This is a genomic window from Streptomyces sp. NPDC005722, from assembly GCF_040630935.1.
In the GTDB taxonomy this organism is placed as follows: Bacteria; Actinomycetota; Actinomycetes; order Streptomycetales; family Streptomycetaceae; genus Actinacidiphila.
Genome location: NZ_JBEXYN010000058.1, coordinates 15,159 through 30,991, shown reverse-complemented (window position 1 = coordinate 30,991; position 15,833 = coordinate 15,159). Strand labels below are relative to the sequence as shown.

The window sequence follows — 15,833 nt, the reverse complement described above, 5'->3', positions numbered from 1 at the left end:
GTGTGCCCATTTTTGCTACGGGCCCACGCTCCCTGCAGTCCGGAATCTCGGGTACCGCGGTTCCCTCGGACTTCCGCGGTGGTCGGCCCATCGAGTTCACTTTCCTGCAGTGGTCTGCCGTCCCTTCATCGCCTGCTCGACCCATGAGCGCAAGACGTGCGCGGGTGCCGCGCCAGCCTGCCGGGCGACCGTCTCGCCCTGATCCAGAACAAGCAGGGTCGGCACCGCCTGTACCGCGAACCGCTGGCTGAGCTGCGGGTTCTTGTCCACGTCGACCTTGACGAGCTTGATCCGTCCGGCAAGGTCGCGGGCGACCTGTTCGAGGGCGGGGCTGACCATGCGGCAGGGGCCGCACCAGGTGGCCCAGAGGTCGACGAGAACGGGCTGGGCGGCGTTGTCGGCGACCTCGGCGAAGTCGTCGTCGCCTGCGTCAACGATCCAGGGCAGGGGCTGCTTGCAGTGGCCGCAGTTGGGGCGTCCCTCGGCGGCCACAGGAATCCGGTTGGTGCGCCCGCAGTTCGGGCAGGTCGCGGTCATCGTCCGGGTGGTGTTCACGCCGCCCTCGTTTCCCGGGTCCCCGCTTGCTGGTCGTAGGTGACCACCAGCTCGCCGTGCTCGGCGTCTACGCGGACCGTCGCGCCGTCCTGGACGTCGCCGCGCAGCAGGGCGCGCCCGACCAGTGTCTCGACCTCGTGGGAAATGTAACGCCGCAGCGGCCGGGCCCCGTACACCGGGTCGTAGCCCTGGTGGGCGATAACCTCCCGAGCCGCGTCGGTGAGTTCGACGGTGATACGGCGTTCGGCCAGCCGCTTCCGCAGCTCGTCGAACTGCAGCTCGACGATCCGCTCGATCTGCCGCTCGCCGAGCGGCTTGAACAGCACGATGTCGTCGACGCGGTTGAGGAACTCCGGGCGGAAGTGCCCGCGCAGCTCGCCCATCACCAGGGCGCGGGCGTCGGGCTTGATCTCACCCTCGGCCGTGGCGCCGTCGAGGAGGTGCTCGGAGCCGATGTTGGACGTCATGATGATCACGGTGTTGCGGAAGTCGACGGTGCGGCCCTGCGCATCGGTGATGCGGCCGTCATCGAGGATCTGCAGCAGGGTGTTGAAGACATCAGTGTGCGCCTTCTCGATCTCGTCGAACAGCACAACCGAGTAGGGCTTGCGGCGTACGGCCTCGGTGAGCTGGCCGCCTTCCTCGTAGCCGATGTATCCGGGCGGTGCGCCCATGAGCCGGCTGACGGTGTGCCGCTCCTGGTACTCACTCATGTCCAGGCGGACCATGTTCTCTTCGGAGTCGAACAGGGTCCGGGCGAGGGTCTTGGCCAGCTCGGTCTTCCCGACACCGGTGGGGCCGAGGAAGATGAACGAGCCGATAGGGCGGCGGGGGTCGCGGATGCCGGAGCGGGCACGGATGATGGCGTCGGCGACGAGCTTGACGGCCTCGTCTTGGCCGATGACGCGCTCGCGCAGGATCTCGTCGAGGCGCAGCAGTTTCTCGCGTTCGCCCTCCTGGAGGCGGGCGACGGGGATGCCGGTCCAGGCGGCGACGATTTCGGCGATCTCCTCTTCGGTGACGACCTCGCGCAGCAGCCGGTTCTGCCCCTGTTTGGCGGCCAGTTGCTCCTCCTCTGCGGCGAGTCGGCGCTCCAGGTCCTGGAGGCGGCCGTAGCGGAGTTCGGCGGCGCGGTTGAGGTCATAGGCGCGTTCGGCCTCCTCCGCCTCGTGGCGGACCTGTTCCAGTTCCTGGCGCAGTTCCTGCACGCGGCGGATCGCCTGCCGTTCGGCCTCCCACTGGGCGTGTTTGGCGTCGGCCTCACCGCGCAGGTTGGCCAGTTCACTGCGCAGCTCCTCCAAGCGGGTTTTGCTGGCAGAGTCAGTCTCCTTGGAGAGGGCCGCTTCCTCGATCTCCAAGCGGGTGACGCGGCGTGTGATCTCGTCGAGCTCGGCAGGCATCGAGTCGATCTCGGTACGCAGCCGGGCGCACGCCTCGTCGACGAGGTCAATGGCCTTGTCGGGCAGGAACCGGTCGGTGATGTAGCGGTGGCTGAGGGTGGCCGCGGAGACCAGCGCGGAGTCCTGGATCTTCACGCCGTGAAAAACCTCCAGGCGTTCGCGCAGTCCGCGCAGGATGGAGATGGTGTCCTCCACGCTCGGCTCGTCAACCAGGACTTGCTGGAATCGGCGTTCGAGGGCGGCATCCTTCTCGATGTGCTTGCGGTACTCGTCCAGGGTGGTGGCGCCGATCATGTGGAGTTCGCCGCGGGCGAGCATCGGCTTGAGCATGTTGCCCGCGTCCATGGCCCCCTCGGCAGCGCCCGCGCCGACGACGGTGTGCAGTTCGTCGACGAAGAGCAAGATGCGCCCCTGGGCGGCCTTGACCTCGCTAAGCACAGCCTTGAGGCGTTCCTCGAACTCACCGCGGTACTTGGCTCCGGCGACCAGGGAGCCCATGTCGAGGGCGAACACGATCTTGTCGCGGAGCCCTTCGGGCACGTCGCCGCGGACGATGCGCTGGGCGAGGCCCTCGACGATGGCGGTCTTGCCGACGCCAGGGTCGCCGATGAGGACGGGGTTGTTCTTGGATTTGCGGCTGAGGATCTGGGTGACGCGGCGGATCTCCGCGTCTCGGCCGATGACCGGGTCGAGCCTGCCGTCCCTGGCCTCGGCGACGAGATCACGGCCATATTTCTCCAGAGCCTCGTAGGCCACTTCGGGGTTGGCGGAGGTGACGCGCTGGTTGCCGCGGATCTGGGTGAGCGCGTTCAGGAACGAGTCCCTTGTGATGCCGGCCTGCTTGAGTAGTCGCCCGGCGGCGGTCGAAGAGCCCTCCTCAACAAGGGCGAGCATGAGGTGCTCCACGGACACGTATTCGTCCTTGAGGCGTTTGGCTTCCCGTTCGGCGGCATCTAGGAGGCGGGCGAGGCGCTGAGTGACGAAGACCTGGCCGGGTGCCGCGCCGGGGCCAGTGACCTTCGGACGGCGGGATAGGTCCTCGCTCACGGCCGCGTGCAGTTCCTTCGGGTCGGTGCCGGCCCGTTGCAGCAACCGCGGGATTAGACCGTCCTCCTGATCGAGAAGTGCGAGCAGCAGGTGTTCCCCGTCGACCTCGGTCTGGCCCATGCGGACGGCCGCAGTCTGGGCTTCCTGAAGGGCATCCTGGGACTTCTGGGTGAGACGGTTCATGTCCATGGGGGTGTTTCACTCCTCGTGCCGCGGCCGCGCAGGGCGGCTTCGAGCAGGCTGATGCGGTCGAGCAGGTCGAGCACCAGGCCGATAGATGCGTAGTTGAGGCAGAGCCCGGAGCGCAGCCGCTGGATACGGGCTAGGACCGCCGGGGCCGTGGGGTCGAACACCATGTGCCCCGCCGCGTCGCGCTCGGCGTCGACGAGGCCGAGGGCGACGAACCGGCGGATCAGATCGGGGTGGAGGCCCGAGCGACTGGCCACGACGTTCAAGGAGAGCCTGGGGGCGGGCACGAGCGCGTACCGGACAGCCGTCGAGGCTGTGATCTCGGCGGCCGTTCGTACCGGACGATGGCCCACACCGGCCCGGCCGATGCCTGCCGCTCCCGCGGGTCGGTCCTTCATCGTGTCCTCCTGGGGTCGAACGACGAGGTGGCGGCGAGTTCCTCGAACAGTTCACGCTCCCGATCGCCGAGGGTGGGCGGCACCACGACGCGGAGTTCGGCAAACAGGTCGCCGTTCGCGCCGCGCGGGTTGGGCATGCCTTCGCCGCGCAGCCGCAGCCGCCGACCGCTGGACGAGCCCGCAGGCACCGTGACCTTCGCCGTGCCGCCGCCGGGGGTGGGCACCGGCACGGTCGCACCCAGGGCCGCCTCCCAGGGGGCGACCGGGATCTGAATGTGCACGTCCCGGCCGTCCAGCCGAAACTGAGGGTGGGGCTGGATACGCACCCGCAGGTACAGGTCGCCCGCGGGGGCGTCACCACTGCCCTGGCCGCCCTCGCCCACCAGCCGGATCCGCTGTCCATCAGTGACGCCCGGCGGCACGTCGACCTCGTACCGCCGCGGCTGCCCGGCGGGACCGGCGAGCGTGACGGTGCGACGGCCGCCCTTGTACGCCTCTTCGACGGTGAGGGGCAGTTCGGCCTCCTGGTCCGCTCCGGGGACGCCGCCTCTGGCGGCGCCGGCTCCGAACATGGAGCCGAACAGGTCCTCGATGTCGATGCCCTCCGCTCCGAAGCCGCTGGCGTACCGGACGCGTGGACCGCCCGCGCCCGCGGTCCTCCCGTCTCGGAAGCCGGCGCCCGCTCCGGCCGCGACCCGTTCGTCGAAGTCTTCGGGGATCTTGCGGAAGTCCTCGCCGAAGCGGTCGTAACGGGCCCGGGTCTTCGGGTCCGACAGGACGCTGTATGCCTCGTTGAGGTCCTTGAAGCGTTCCTCCGCCTCGGGGTCCTGGTTGACGTCGGGGTGGTACCTGCGGGCGAGCTTGCGATATGCCTGCTGGATCTCGTCCTGGCTCGCGGTCCGTGAGACGCCCAGCACCTCGTAGTAGTCCCGTGCCATCGCCGGTCACTCCCGCTTTGCGACGGTCACCGCAGCTGGTCTGAGCTGCCGGTCGCCGTCCCCGTAGCCGGGGCGCAGCACATCGACGACCGTGCCCGGCTCCACGTCGGGGTCCTGGACGACGCCGACCACCTCGTGCCGGGCCGGGTCGAAGGCGACGCCGGTCTCCGCATGTCGCGGGTAGCCGAGCAGTTCGAGGACGTTTACTGCCTGGTCGCGTACCGCCCGGATGCCCTCCACGATCGCGCCCGAATCGGCGCCCGCGTGGGCAAGAGCGAGTTCGAGGTTGTCGATGACGGGCAGGAAGGCGGCCGCCGTGCGGGACCGCTCGACCGCCCGCTCCCGCTCCAGTTCCCTGGCGTGACGCTTGCGAAGGTTATCGAGGTCGGCGAGCGCGCGTCGCCAGCGGTCCTCCAGTTCCTGGATCGCGGTCGTGTACTCGTCCTCGGCACGCGAGGGGCCGGCGGCGTCGGGTCCCGGTTCGCCGTTCGCCGCTTCCGGTCGGGGCGGCGGGCCCGGTTGCGGCAAGTCCCCGCAAGGAGGGCGCACGGCGCCTTCCGGGACCGGTTCGACCGGATCCGACGCGGCCTGGTGGGGTTCCTGGGAGCGGCTGGGCATGGCGCGCCTCAGTCCTTGTCGAACTCGGCGTCGATGACGTCGTCGCCACCGCCGCTCGTAGGACCACCCGTGGCGGTGTCCTGGCCGGGAACACCCGTGGTAGCCGCGTCCTGATGGGCCGCCAGCCCGGCGAGCACCTGCTGGAGTTCGGAGGTCAGGGGCCTCACCCGCTCCACGCCCGCCTCTTCCTTGACCGCCGCCCGGGCGTCGGACACGAGCATCTCAGCGCGCGCCTTCTCATGGGCGGGCGCTGCGTCGCCCAGTTCGGCGAGTCGCTTCTCGACCTGGTACGCGACGGCGTCGAGCTCATTGCGGGCGTCGACGGCTTCCCGGAGTGCCTGGTCCTGGCCTCGGTTGCTCTCGGCCTCCTGGACCATGCGTTCAACCTCACTGCGGTCCAGGTTGGAGCTCTCGCTGATGGTGATGCCCTGTTCCTTGCCGGTGTCCCGGTCACGGGCCTTGACGTTGAGGATGCCGTTTGCGTCGATGTCGAAGGTGACCTCGATCTGTGGTTCGCCCCGCGGTGCCGGTCGGATGTCGGTGAGCTGGAAGCGGCCGAGCACCCGGTTGTCGGCGGCCAGCTCGCGCTCGCCCTGGAGGACCACCACATCGACGGCCGGCTGGTTGTCCTCGGCGGTGGAGAACGTCTCGCTGCGGCGCACCGGGATGGTGGTGTTCCGCTCGATGATCTTCGTCATGACTCCGCCACGCGTCTCTACACCCAGCGACAACGGTGTGACGTCGAGTAGCAGGACGTCCTTGACCTCGCCCTTCAGTACCCCGGCCTGGATCGCGGCGCCCAGGGCCACGACCTCGTCGGGGTTGACGCTCATGTTGGGTTCCTTGCCGCCGGTCAGCCGGCGCACCAGGGCCTGGACCGCCGGGATACGAGTGGAGCCGCCGACGAGGATGACCTCGTCGATGTCGCTCTCGCCGACTTTGGCGTCGGCCATTGCCTGCTGGACCGGTCCCAGGCAACGCTCCACCAGGTCGCCGGTGATCTGCTCGAACGTGGACCGCATGATCGAGTCGGTGAGGTGCTTGGGTCCCGAGGCGTCGGCGGTGATGAACGGCAGGCTGACCTGCGTCTGCGTCACCGAACTGAGCTCGGTCTTGGCCTTCTCCGCGGCCTCGAAAAGTCGTTGCAGCGCCTGCGGGTCCTTGCGCAGGTCGATGCCGTTCTCCTTCTGGAAGTCGTCCGCGAGGTAATCCACCAGACGCCTGTCGAAGTCGTCGCCGCCCAGGTGGCTGTCGCCGGCGGTGGAGCGCACCTCCACCACGCCGTCGCCGACGTCGAGGATGCTCACGTCGAAGGTGCCGCCGCCCAGGTCGAAGACGAGGACGGTCTCGTGCTGCTTGTTGTCCATGCCGTACGCGAGGGCGGCCGCCGTCGGCTCGTTGATGATCCGCAGCACCTCCAGTCCCGCGATCCGTCCGGCATCCTTGGTGGCGGTGCGCTGAGCGTCATTGAAGTAGGCAGGCACCGTGATGACCGCCTCCGTGACCCGCTCCCCGAGCTGCTTCGAGGCGTCATCGGCGAGTTTGCGCAGCACCTGCGCACTGATCTCCTCAGGCGCGTAAAGCTTGTCGCGCACCTTGAAGCGGGCCGCCCCGCCGTCGCCCTCGACGACGTCGTACGCCACCGCCCTGGCCTCCTCGGAGATCTCGTCGAAATGCCGGCCGATGAACCGCTTGGCCGAGTAGATGGTGCCCTTGGGATTGAGGATCGCCTGGCGCCGGGCCAACTGGCCCACCAGGCGTTCGCCGGTGTCGGTGAAGGCCACCACGGACGGTGTCGTGCGGTTGCCCTCGCTGTTGGGCACGACGGACGGCTCACCGCCCTCCCACACGGCGATCACCGAGTTCGTGGTGCCCAGGTCGATGCCCACTGCCTTGGCCATGGGGAACTCCTCCCGGTGCGGCGGCATGCGCCAGCACTGCGGATCTGATCGTTCAGGTATGGGTCATGTCCGCTCCGAAAATCGGGCCGGAGAGGGTGCCGAGCAGTAGGTTCCACCCGGTCGCCGAGGCCGCAAAGCCAGCTGATCAGCGCACCGGAAAGCCCCGCTCGCCGCTCCGTGCCAGGCGGCCCTGCCGTTGTCCATACAGCCGATGACATGCTCGACGCGGCGGACGTCATGACCGATACTGGCCACCCTCTGCACGAAAACCCCAGGTGAGACGTGATCGACAGCGCGTTCGGCCTCACGGCACGTCTCGTACGTGACAATCGGCCTACGCGGGTGCTCGGCCATTGCCCAGTCCTTCCTGCCGGGGCGCACGGCAGCGCCCGACAGCCCCAGACTCGCGAACCAAGCAGCTCTACGCCTGCACCCGGCGAGTCAAAGAACAGCACAGCCCGTCGCCCCGCGAGCACAAGCCGAAGACTCCGGACATCTCGGGTAAGTTGCGTCGGGTGGGGTACGCGAACTGTTGCCGTCATTTCTCCGCGGGCTCGGCGGGCTGAGTAGCCTCACGGCCGGCTGCTGGGCCCGGAACGTGTACCGCCCGCTAGGGAGAACGGAGTGATCCCATGGCCGGCAGCCGGGCGCGCGCCATGCACCACCGCCACTACGACCGAGGGAGCAGCCCCAGCCGGTGTAGCGAGCGGTACAGCACGGCCGCGCGAAGAGGATCCCGCCCACGCGTTCCAGCCCCAGCCGAGCGTGCTCCCCACGAACTGATGGCGCTCTCCCACGCCCTATTCGACACTCGGGACGAAGTCGAGATCCTGCGCCTGGCCATGGACGGCATAGCCGCCGCAGGGCCATATAGCGCCGAGGCCGGGTACCTCAGGGTGGACGGCGACATGGTCCCCAGCCCGAGGGATGGGGAGGCCCATCCCTTGGCCGTGGACCGGAGGGTGTGGGAGCTGGCCGGGCATGACGGCCCAGTGACCGTACCCGACCGATCCTGGGGCCGGGCCCTGGGGCTGCGCGGACTTGAGGGACTCCTTGGCTACCTTGTGGTGACGGCCCGATCCGAGCCCACCGAGGCCGAGCGATCCCTGCTCGCCATGCTCGTTCGGCATGCCGCTGCTGCTCTGTCAGTCGCCTTCGCACACCGCTGCCATCGCGAGGACGCGGTGGAGCTTCACCGACTGAGGGAGGAACGGACTGCCCTCCAGCAGCAGCTGATCGCCGTCGCGGCTGAGCTGAGGTGGCAACGAGCCGCTCACGCGATCATGGCCGACGTCGCTGCCTCGGGCGGCGGAGAGGAAGCCATCACCCGCGCACTTCACGGGCTCACTGGACTTCCCGCGCTGGTCGAGGACCGCTTCGGTCGGCTGAGGTCCTGGACCGGCCCCAACCGCCCCGACCCTTATCCGGAACCGGACCCCGTGCGCCAGGAAGAAATGCTGCACGCCGTCGCCCGGGAGGCCGGACCGGTGCGGATCAAGGACCGGCTGATCACCCTGGTCCGCCCGCGCGGAGAGATCCTGGGCGTGCTGGCCCTGGTCGATGCCCGGGGCGAGGCCGACGAGCACACCGTGCTCGCGCTGGAACACGCCGCCACCTCGCTCGCCCTGGAGCTGGCGCACCTGCGTCATCTGGCCGAAGTGGAGCTGAGGCTGCACCGCGAGCTGGCCGACGACCTCCTGTCGGGGACGGACGAGGCGAGCGCCTACGCCCGATCCGAGGCAGTCGGACACGACCTGCACCGCAGCCACTACATCGTCGTGGTGCAGTGGTCGAATCGGACTGCAGACGACTACTTCGCACAAACCGTGGGCCGGGCGGCCTCTGCCGTGGGCATGCGCTCGCTGCTGACCCGACGTTCCGACCACGTGGTCCTAGTCACCGACGACAGACCGCCCGCCCGGGCTCTGTACGAGGCGCTTGCCCGGGAGACGGGGACACGGTCGGGGGCTATCGGGGTGAGCGCCCAGTGCAACTCCCCGGACGACATCCCCCACCGCTACCAGGAGGCGCAGCGCGCCCTGGAAGTGCGCCACCATTCCCGGGAGCGTTACGGCACGACGTTTTTCGACGAGCTTGGTCTCTACCGCGTTCTGGGACCTGGGAGCGATTACCGGGAGCTAGAGACGTTCGTCCACGAGTGGCTCGGGGAGCTCGTCAACTACGATTCCCGGCACCACTCAGCCATGGTGGAGACGCTGACCCGGTACTTCGACTGCGGCGGCAACTACGACGAGACCGCCGAATCCCTCACGATCCACCGCAGTACGTTGCGTTATCGGCTCCAGCGCATCCGTGACATCAGCGGCAACGATCTCGCGAACGTCGAGGACCGGCTCAACCTCCAGGTGGCGACCCGAGTGTGGAAGATCGTGCTAGGCGGAACCGAGTAGTAGTGGCCGTCTCAGCGTCCGGACCCTCACTCCGACGCCACAGCGTAGGTGGGTCTCCGGCCGTGACGAAAATCGCAGTTCGGGCCCGTTTCTCGTGTTGATCAAGGGGCTGGCCCGTCGGTTGAGGCGGCCCCGCATCGCTCACGCGCTGGAGCCTCAGCGCGTGCCCAACCGCGCGACTACGTCTGGCAACTTGGTCGACCTCGCAGCGCCGAACGCCGACGGCCAGGTGACCGTGGACTCTAGGGTGTGCTGCTGAGGGCGGGGGTAGGTGGGTCTTCGAGTGGATAGGGCAACGCGAACTGATCACCGGCATCGCAAGGGGGGCTTCTCGATCTACATGCCGGCCTGCAGGGGGCTCCGAGGCGCCGGCTCGCGATACGCATCGCTCGAGGGTGACCTCAGGTTCAAGTGGTTCTCGGGATCTGACTCTGTAACCGACCCATGTAGTTCCGTGGCTTGACCTGGAGCGTGGGAAACGATCTTGATGTCAGTGGGAAATGATCTTCGCTGGGTCGGTGGGATCCCCTGACAGCGCATTTCGTCGGTGCCCCGGTTTTTGTGCTGCGTCGATGCCGCTGCCCGTTGTCAGCTGGGTTGGGCTGTCGGCATGATGAAGACCTGCGGGAGGTTGACTCGCGGCGGCAGAGAGGCGATGAAGCCGACCGTCCGCGCGATGTCGTCCGACTGGAGCCAGTCGATGGTCTCCTTCGAGCCCTCCAGCCAGGCGCCGGCGCCGGGGTCGGTGACGTAGTCCTGCAGTTCCGTGCCCACGATGCCGGGCTCGATTGCGGAGACCCGCACGTTCTTCGGGCCCAGCTCCACCCGGAGGTGCTTCGGCAGGTGGGAGACGAACGCCTTTGGTGCCGGCATAGACGGCGAAGGTCGGTGGAGGTTCTGCGCGGCGCTCGACGAGGTGTTGATCTGGTCGGCGACGCCGCGTGCGGTGGCCGCCTCGACCAGCTGCATGCGCGCTACCTAGCCTCGCCGCGCCCGGTGTAGCGCAAAGAGAAGGGCCCCCGCCTCTCGCACGGCAAGGGCCCAGCTCTCGGCCGAGGGACGTCCGGTGGGAGGGGACGGTCCTTGTGCCTCTGCACACGCTCCGCCTGCCGACGCGGGCCCACAAGTTGAGGAGCGCACACGGGTGACGAGCGGCCCCGCCGCGGCGGGCGGGTCATGTTTTCGGCGGGGCCGCGTTCGCGGGCCCGCCCAGCCGCAGCTTTGCCCCGCACGGCCAGACGGGCGCATGAGCGACCCCACCCCACCAGAGCCAAGGGAAGCAAGGCAGAGCCGCGTCCATAGGCGGTCCCGCCGGGGCTCGGGCAGAGCGTTCGACGGGACCGCGTTCTGGGGCGACCCCGTCCTTGAGGGCTGAATCTCGTTCCGCTTGGACGAGGCCGCACTTCCACACTGCACCTCAACCGCCCCATGGGCATCCTGGCCGGGCAGACAGCCCGGATGGAGATGGCAGCAACGGAGCCGCGAGGGGGCGGTTCCTCGGCGAATGAAGCCTGTGCCGCCCTCTCCCATGATCAAGAGGACAGCCCAAGGAGGGATGCGTAGGGCAGGGCCTCACCTTCCGTGTTCGCGGTTACCCCAGTATGACTATGACGCCGCCGTTGCCGCCGTAGCCGTAGCCGGGTCCGTAGCCGTAGCCGGGGCCGTACCCGAACCCGGGTCCGAATCCGTAGCCGCCATAGCCGTAGCCGCCGTAACCGCAGCCGTACCCCCAGCAACCACCGTGGGCGATGACGGACTGCTGGGTGGAGGTGGTGGTCTGCTGTGGCGCGGCGGCGGCCGTGCCGACCCCGACGAGCGCGAGGAGGGGTGCCGCGAGAGCGGTTGCGGCGACCCGGCGGGCGGTGATGCTGTTGATGAACATGGTCGTTGCCAAGGGTGGCGGTCCCGCCGCGGCAGGCGGGTCAGTCTTTGGCGGGACCGTGTCTGGAGCCCGCCTGACCGCTTGCCTTGGCCCCGCACAGTCAGGCGGGTCGCTTCTTGAAGGGTTACGGGCTGCGCTCCGCGTGGGCGGGCGTCAGGAGGTGCCAGCCGGCCCCGGAGCACTCCTGGGGGACCGGCGGGAAGGTGTGGCCCTGCACGTCCGTGCTGGTGAAGCGGTGGCCTTGTCCGCAGGTGCATTCGTAGATACCGATGGCGGGGACTTTCTCGCCGGGCCGGTGCATGCGGGCGTTGTCTTCCATGTAACCTCCTCGCCGATGTACCAGTGAGAGCAGCCCCGCCGTCTGTGTGCGGCACGTCCAAGGGGCGAGGCCGCACTTCCACAAGGCGTCCGATCCGCCCAGAGGCACCTGGCCGGACAGACGCCAAGCTGAACGGGACGACAACAGCGGGCGACCCATGGGAGGTGTCCCTCAGCGGAGCACACTCTGACGCCTGTGACGCCCCCTCGCGACGATGTAGACGAGGTCGAGCACGAGGACCACGACGCCGATGATCAAGAGATAGAACAGCCCATGGGCGACCGCGCCGATCAAACCCAGGATGATCGCTGCGATGACAAGCAGCAGAAAAAGCACCATTTCCAAGCACCTCCTCGACGCATCTCCGCGAGGGCGGGGGGCCACCGCCACCCCCCGATGGATTGGGCGGTGGTCCCAGTAGAGCGCCTTGCCCCGGGCAGGCCCGGGAAACCACTACGCCGGAGTAACTCACCGCGCGCCGAACCGCCCCGCATTTAACGCTGTCGGTATGCGCGCGATCTGGACCGGCTACGTATCCTTTGGCCTGGTCACACTGCCCGTCCACCTCTACTCCGCGACCGAGGAGCACGGCAGCGGATTCCATCAGGTCCACGCGGCCGACGGGGCGCGCATCCGGCACCGGCCGGTGTGTGAGCGCGAGGACGTCGAAGTCCCGCAGTCGGAGATCGCGCGCGGCTGGGAGCGGCCGGACGGCCGGACAGTGGTGCTCCTCGACGAGGACCTGGCCGCGCTCCCCCTCCCAACGAGGAAAACGGTCGAGGTCCTCGGATTCGTCGACGAGCGCGACGTCGACCCGGTCCTGTACGCGAAGCCGTACTGGGTGGGTGCCGCCGGCGAACCGGGGCAGCGTCCGTACGCGCTGCTCGTCGAGGCCCTCGCACGGCATGGCACGGTCGCCGTGGCGAAGGTGACGCTGCGGACAAGGGAGCGCCTGGCGGTGCTCCGGCCGCGTCACGGGATGCTCGTCCTGCACACGCTGCTCTGGCCGGAGGAGATCCGGGAGCCGGACGACCTGTCGAGCGCGGTCCCGGTCACGGAGCGGGAGCTCGAGCTCGCCGAGCTCCTCATGGACGCCTTGGCGGGCGTCGAGATCCATGAGCTTCACGACGGGTACGCCGCGGCGCTGGAACAGTTGGTGGCGGCGAAGGTGGCCGGGGTCGAGGTGGAGGAACCGACCGAGCCGGTGGAGGTCGTCAACCTGATGGCTGCACTCGAGGCCAGCATCGCCGCGGCGCGCCGAGAGTGACCGGGGGCCGCGAGCGGATATGTCACGCCAGGTCATATCTGACCTGGGCGGCGCTACCACCGCCGGACGTCCACTCGTCCACTGCCTGCCGCAACGGGAACCGACAGGCGACGCTGCGGATTTTCCTGTAGTCACCGTCATACCGCTCACCCGGCCGGTGATGAATCTCCGGCTATGACCGCTGACATTCACCGGTGCAGCTCCTGGCCGCACGGACCGCCCGCCATAATGAGACGTATGGCAGCCAGCTCGCACCCCCCGGTGTCCGGGACCGCAGACCAGTCCGGCGCGTACGCCGAGGACCTCGCGCTGTATCGGGAGAAGTTCCGTAAGCGTCTGCCGACGTCGCTGGACGGGCTCCACGGCCCCACCGGCGGGACCGTGGATCTGCCACTGCATATCGCCTGGTCAGGGATGACTTCCTACGACATGGAAAAACCCCGCCAGCGCATGGGCCTGTACCGCACCGTCCTGCACGACGGGCTGCGCGACGACCTGCCCCTCTACCTCAACGGAGATCTTCTCCTGCAGATGTGGCCGGTCCTGCGCACCCTCGTCGGACGGACCGTGCGTACCGTCTGGGAGGACGCCTTCCCACAGCTCGCCGCCCGCGCCCGAGCCGCCGCATGACAGACATGCCAGAGCTGCACAGGCGGCTCCTGGCCGACGTCCTCGCCCTCGGCTCTCCGTATCCGCTGGTACTCACCGGCGGATACGCCGTCCGAGCGCACCGTCTCGTCAACCGTCCCAGCCAAGATCTCGACGTGGCCACGCAAAGCCCGGAGCCCATGAGCGACATCGCGGTCACGCTCCGTGCTGGGCTAGAGGCGCAGGGCTGGCGGGTCCAGCAGCTGGAGATCGCCCCACTCTCCGCCCGCTTCACCGTGTCCGACCCCGACACAGGACAAGAATGCGAGGTCGACGTCCTCAAAGAGATCTTCTGGCGCCCGGTCGCTCATAGCTCCTACGGCCCCGTCCTCGCCGAGGAAGACGTCATCGGTACCAAGGTCCGCGCTCTCGGCGACCGCGGCGCGCCCCGTGACCTGATCGACGTGTTCGCCGCGTCAAGCCGCTGGTCCACAACCGACCTGGAGGAGTTCGGCCGCCGACACGCCCGGGGCCGCTTTGAGCGCGAAGATCTCCAGGCCAACCTCGCCGGCGCCGAGTGGACCGATGACGAGGCCTTCGCCGCCTACGGCCTCGACGAGTCCACCATTGCCGCACTGCGCTCCTGGGCCGTGCAGTGGGCCGACGAGCTGGCGACCCGGCTTCTCCAGGATCCCGGCGATCCCGAGACCGACTGACAACCGCACGCCTCGCCAGGCGTGGAGCAGCATCGCGGTTGCCGACCATTCAACTGGCTGAGCCGTCGTTCACGTCCTGGGATGGCCAAGCCCCCGGAACGTCGGCCATACCCGCCCGGGTGATCACCACGCCGGACAAGAGTGCCCTCACACTGCGCAGGTGAGGGCCGGCCCCGGTCGGCAGTTCCTCGTCGGGAGCAGGTGCGGATTGTCGCCAGCGCGGTCAGTGGTCGAAGATCAGGCGGCCCGGACGAGCCCGCCGTCGACGAGCAGTTCGACGCCGGTGACATAGCTGCTCTGTCCGGAAGCGAGGAACAGCGCGGCGGAGGCCTGCTCTTCAGGCCGCGCGACGCGACCCAGCGGGACCGAGCCGGCCAGCATGGCCTTGAAGTCCTCGTGGCTGACGCCTTGGGGAGCGGCCTCGTCCACACCAGGGGTGTCCGTCGAACCAGGTGCCAGTGCGTTGACGCGAATACCGCGGCCCTTGAGTTCGCTGGCCCAGGTACGGGTGAAGGAGACGATCGCTGCTTTGGTGGCGGCGTAGACACCCAGTCCGGCTATGGCCGAGCTGGCGGCAATAGAGGACGCGAGAATGACCGACGCGCCGTCGTTGAGCAGAGGCAGGGCCTTCTGCACCGTGAACAACGTGCCGCGCATGTTGAGTCCGACGACCTGGTCGAAGTGCTCCTCAGTCACCGCCTCCAGAGGCACGAACCCGCCGCCGCCGGCGTTCGCGAACAGAACGTCGACGCGACGGCCGTCGTTGCCGACCGTGGCGAACAGCGTGTCGAGATCGTCAAGACTGGTGACGTCACCGGCTACGCCGGTCGCCGCCGGTCCAATGGAGGCCACGGCCTCGTCGACCTCCTCCTTGTTGCGGGCAGTGAGGTAGACGTGCGCGCCTTCCTCAACGAAGCGCCGCGCGGCGGCAAGGCCGATACCCTTGCTGCCACCTGTGACGACCGCGACTTTGCCGTCGAGCTGACCCATTTCACGTACTCCATCTATTTCGGCATTCCGGATTACATCGGATTGCATCCGCTCTCAGCGATTAGATGTCCTGCCCTGCACGGGGATCAATGACAAATTCGATCACCACCCATACCCGTGAGGTATGGCAGGCCATTTCGGGCGATCGCGGAGCAGGCAGTCTCTGCGCCCGCGTGGCGGCTACGGGACGACGGCTGCGTGGGTGAGGCGAATCAGGCCGAGCTTCGCACTGCCGCGTCCGGTGGCCTCAAACTGCGTGGCGCCGAGCCTCTGACATGCCTGTTCCCGGTTGTGCCTCGCTGTCCCTGCGGGTCTGCTGGCCTGCGCCTTATCGAACGGGCACAGGGTGGGCGCGGCGCTCCCCCAGCAGCGGGCAGGAGGGCCGCCGCTTCCGCCTGCGGTGCCGGCTCCGCGGGACCGGGCTCCCCCGTGGGGAGGAGAGGCAGCGGATGGGTGGCGGCTGACATCTTCTGCCGGACCCTGCTTCGAACGCGGCCGACTCGGCGAGCAGCCCGAGCCAGTTGCGGCATGATCGCGGCCAGTCGATTAGCTGGGGGCCGACGTGGCATGGTCTGAACACGCGGGACGCGAGACAGCGTCCGGCTTACCTGCCG

Annotated in this window: 16 protein-coding genes; 4 read left to right on the top strand and 12 right to left on the bottom strand. The window is 68.6% G+C overall.

Annotation, left to right across the window (positions count from 1 at the left end; translation table 11 throughout):
- Nucleotides 1-96: 96 nt before the first annotated feature.
- From trxA to ABZ479_RS37365, 7 genes are all read right to left on the bottom strand, one after another.
- A complete protein-coding gene (gene trxA / locus ABZ479_RS37395) occupies nucleotides 97-555 on the bottom strand; it encodes a thioredoxin (RefSeq protein ID WP_500465724.1) in 459 nt (152 codons plus the stop codon).
- Nucleotides 552-3,191 carry an ATP-dependent chaperone ClpB gene (gene clpB, locus ABZ479_RS37390; RefSeq protein ID WP_500465723.1) on the bottom strand — a complete coding sequence of 880 codons (2,640 nt, stop codon included), beginning with the start codon at nucleotides 3,189-3,191 and terminating at the stop codon, nucleotides 552-554. Before clpB ends, trxA begins: the two co-directional genes overlap by 4 nt.
- Entirely contained in the window at nucleotides 3,182-3,589 is a 408-nt protein-coding gene (locus ABZ479_RS37385; protein ID WP_500465722.1) for a chaperone modulator CbpM, read from the bottom strand. The genes clpB and ABZ479_RS37385 overlap by 10 nt, the downstream gene beginning before the upstream one ends.
- Nucleotides 3,586-4,527, bottom strand: coding sequence for a DnaJ C-terminal domain-containing protein (locus ABZ479_RS37380; RefSeq protein ID WP_500465721.1), 942 nt, complete (start codon nucleotides 4,525-4,527; stop codon nucleotides 3,586-3,588). The genes ABZ479_RS37385 and ABZ479_RS37380 overlap by 4 nt, the downstream gene beginning before the upstream one ends.
- Before the next feature lie 6 nt (nucleotides 4,528-4,533).
- Nucleotides 4,534-5,145 carry a nucleotide exchange factor GrpE gene (locus ABZ479_RS37375; protein WP_500465720.1) on the bottom strand — a complete coding sequence of 204 codons (612 nt, stop codon included), beginning with the start codon at nucleotides 5,143-5,145 and terminating at the stop codon, nucleotides 4,534-4,536.
- 8 nt (nucleotides 5,146-5,153) lie between these two features.
- A complete protein-coding gene (dnaK, locus tag ABZ479_RS37370) occupies nucleotides 5,154-7,046 on the bottom strand; it encodes a molecular chaperone DnaK (protein WP_500465719.1) in 1,893 nt (630 codons plus the stop codon).
- 63 nt (nucleotides 7,047-7,109) lie between these two features.
- Complete coding sequence (locus ABZ479_RS37365) at nucleotides 7,110-7,400, bottom strand: general stress protein (RefSeq protein ID WP_500465718.1); 291 nt, start codon at nucleotides 7,398-7,400, stop codon at nucleotides 7,110-7,112.
- 278 nt (nucleotides 7,401-7,678) lie between these two features.
- Between ABZ479_RS37365 and ABZ479_RS37360 the strand changes: the two genes are divergently transcribed.
- Nucleotides 7,679-9,457: a PucR family transcriptional regulator gene (locus ABZ479_RS37360; RefSeq protein ID WP_500465717.1), complete on the top strand. Its 1,779-nt coding sequence runs from the start codon at nucleotides 7,679-7,681 to the stop codon at nucleotides 9,455-9,457.
- Between the two features lie 588 nt (nucleotides 9,458-10,045).
- Here ABZ479_RS37360 and ABZ479_RS37355 read toward each other — a convergent pair.
- From ABZ479_RS37355 to ABZ479_RS37340, 4 genes are all read right to left on the bottom strand, one after another.
- Entirely contained in the window at nucleotides 10,046-10,426 is a 381-nt protein-coding gene (locus tag ABZ479_RS37355) for an SDR family oxidoreductase (RefSeq protein WP_500465716.1), read from the bottom strand.
- 622 nt (nucleotides 10,427-11,048) lie between these two features.
- On the bottom strand, nucleotides 11,049-11,351 hold the full coding sequence (locus ABZ479_RS37350) for a hypothetical protein (protein WP_500465715.1): 303 nt from the start codon (nucleotides 11,349-11,351) through the stop codon (nucleotides 11,049-11,051).
- A gap of 112 nt (nucleotides 11,352-11,463) precedes the next feature.
- The gene (locus tag ABZ479_RS37345) at nucleotides 11,464-11,658 is read right to left on the bottom strand and encodes a hypothetical protein (protein ID WP_500465714.1); all 195 of its coding nucleotides are present in this window, start codon (nucleotides 11,656-11,658) and stop codon (nucleotides 11,464-11,466) included.
- A 171-nt stretch (nucleotides 11,659-11,829) separates the two neighbouring features.
- Nucleotides 11,830-11,997: a hypothetical protein gene (locus ABZ479_RS37340; protein WP_500465713.1), complete on the bottom strand. Its 168-nt coding sequence runs from the start codon at nucleotides 11,995-11,997 to the stop codon at nucleotides 11,830-11,832.
- A gap of 169 nt (nucleotides 11,998-12,166) precedes the next feature.
- Here ABZ479_RS37340 and ku point away from each other — a divergent pair, with 169 nt between their 5' ends.
- The 3 genes from ku (at nucleotide 12,167) to ABZ479_RS37325 (ending at nucleotide 14,229) form a co-directional block, all read left to right on the top strand.
- Nucleotides 12,167-12,925 carry a non-homologous end joining protein Ku gene (gene ku, locus ABZ479_RS37335; protein WP_500465712.1) on the top strand — a complete coding sequence of 253 codons (759 nt, stop codon included), beginning with the start codon at nucleotides 12,167-12,169 and terminating at the stop codon, nucleotides 12,923-12,925.
- Between the two features lie 237 nt (nucleotides 12,926-13,162).
- A complete protein-coding gene (locus tag ABZ479_RS37330) occupies nucleotides 13,163-13,555 on the top strand; it encodes a hypothetical protein (protein ID WP_500465711.1) in 393 nt (130 codons plus the stop codon).
- A complete protein-coding gene (locus ABZ479_RS37325; RefSeq protein ID WP_500465710.1) occupies nucleotides 13,552-14,229 on the top strand; it encodes a nucleotidyl transferase AbiEii/AbiGii toxin family protein in 678 nt (225 codons plus the stop codon). The genes ABZ479_RS37330 and ABZ479_RS37325 overlap by 4 nt, the downstream gene beginning before the upstream one ends.
- A gap of 237 nt (nucleotides 14,230-14,466) precedes the next feature.
- On the opposite strand, the gene ABZ479_RS37320 is transcribed toward ABZ479_RS37325, so the two are convergent.
- On the bottom strand, nucleotides 14,467-15,219 hold the full coding sequence (locus tag ABZ479_RS37320) for an SDR family NAD(P)-dependent oxidoreductase (RefSeq protein WP_500465709.1): 753 nt from the start codon (nucleotides 15,217-15,219) through the stop codon (nucleotides 14,467-14,469).
- Nucleotides 15,220-15,833: the final 614 nt, after the last annotated feature.

Excerpts from the sequence above, each read along its gene's own strand:
- clpB (WP_500465723.1), bottom strand. The coding sequence starts at position 3,191 with ATGGACATGAACCGTCTCACCCAGAAGTCCCAGGATGCCCTTCAGGAA.
- ABZ479_RS37385 (WP_500465722.1), bottom strand. The coding sequence starts at position 3,589 with ATGAAGGACCGACCCGCGGGAGCGGCAGGCATCGGCCGGGCCGGTGTG.
- ABZ479_RS37380 (WP_500465721.1), bottom strand. The coding sequence starts at position 4,527 with ATGGCACGGGACTACTACGAGGTGCTGGGCGTCTCACGGACCGCGAGC.
- ABZ479_RS37375 (WP_500465720.1), bottom strand. The coding sequence starts at position 5,145 with ATGCCCAGCCGCTCCCAGGAACCCCACCAGGCCGCGTCGGATCCGGTC.
- dnaK (WP_500465719.1), bottom strand. The coding sequence starts at position 7,046 with ATGGCCAAGGCAGTGGGCATCGACCTGGGCACCACGAACTCGGTGATC.
- ABZ479_RS37365 (WP_500465718.1), bottom strand. The coding sequence starts at position 7,400 with ATGGCCGAGCACCCGCGTAGGCCGATTGTCACGTACGAGACGTGCCGT.
- ABZ479_RS37360 (WP_500465717.1), top strand. The coding sequence starts at position 7,679 with ATGGCCGGCAGCCGGGCGCGCGCCATGCACCACCGCCACTACGACCGA.
- ABZ479_RS37355 (WP_500465716.1), bottom strand. The coding sequence starts at position 10,426 with ATGCAGCTGGTCGAGGCGGCCACCGCACGCGGCGTCGCCGACCAGATC.
- ABZ479_RS37345 (WP_500465714.1), bottom strand. The coding sequence starts at position 11,658 with ATGGAAGACAACGCCCGCATGCACCGGCCCGGCGAGAAAGTCCCCGCC.
- ABZ479_RS37340 (WP_500465713.1), bottom strand. The coding sequence starts at position 11,997 with ATGGTGCTTTTTCTGCTGCTTGTCATCGCAGCGATCATCCTGGGTTTG.
- ku (WP_500465712.1), top strand. The coding sequence starts at position 12,167 with ATGCGCGCGATCTGGACCGGCTACGTATCCTTTGGCCTGGTCACACTG.
- ABZ479_RS37330 (WP_500465711.1), top strand. The coding sequence starts at position 13,163 with ATGGCAGCCAGCTCGCACCCCCCGGTGTCCGGGACCGCAGACCAGTCC.
- ABZ479_RS37325 (WP_500465710.1), top strand. The coding sequence starts at position 13,552 with ATGACAGACATGCCAGAGCTGCACAGGCGGCTCCTGGCCGACGTCCTC.
- ABZ479_RS37320 (WP_500465709.1), bottom strand. The coding sequence starts at position 15,219 with ATGGGTCAGCTCGACGGCAAAGTCGCGGTCGTCACAGGTGGCAGCAAG.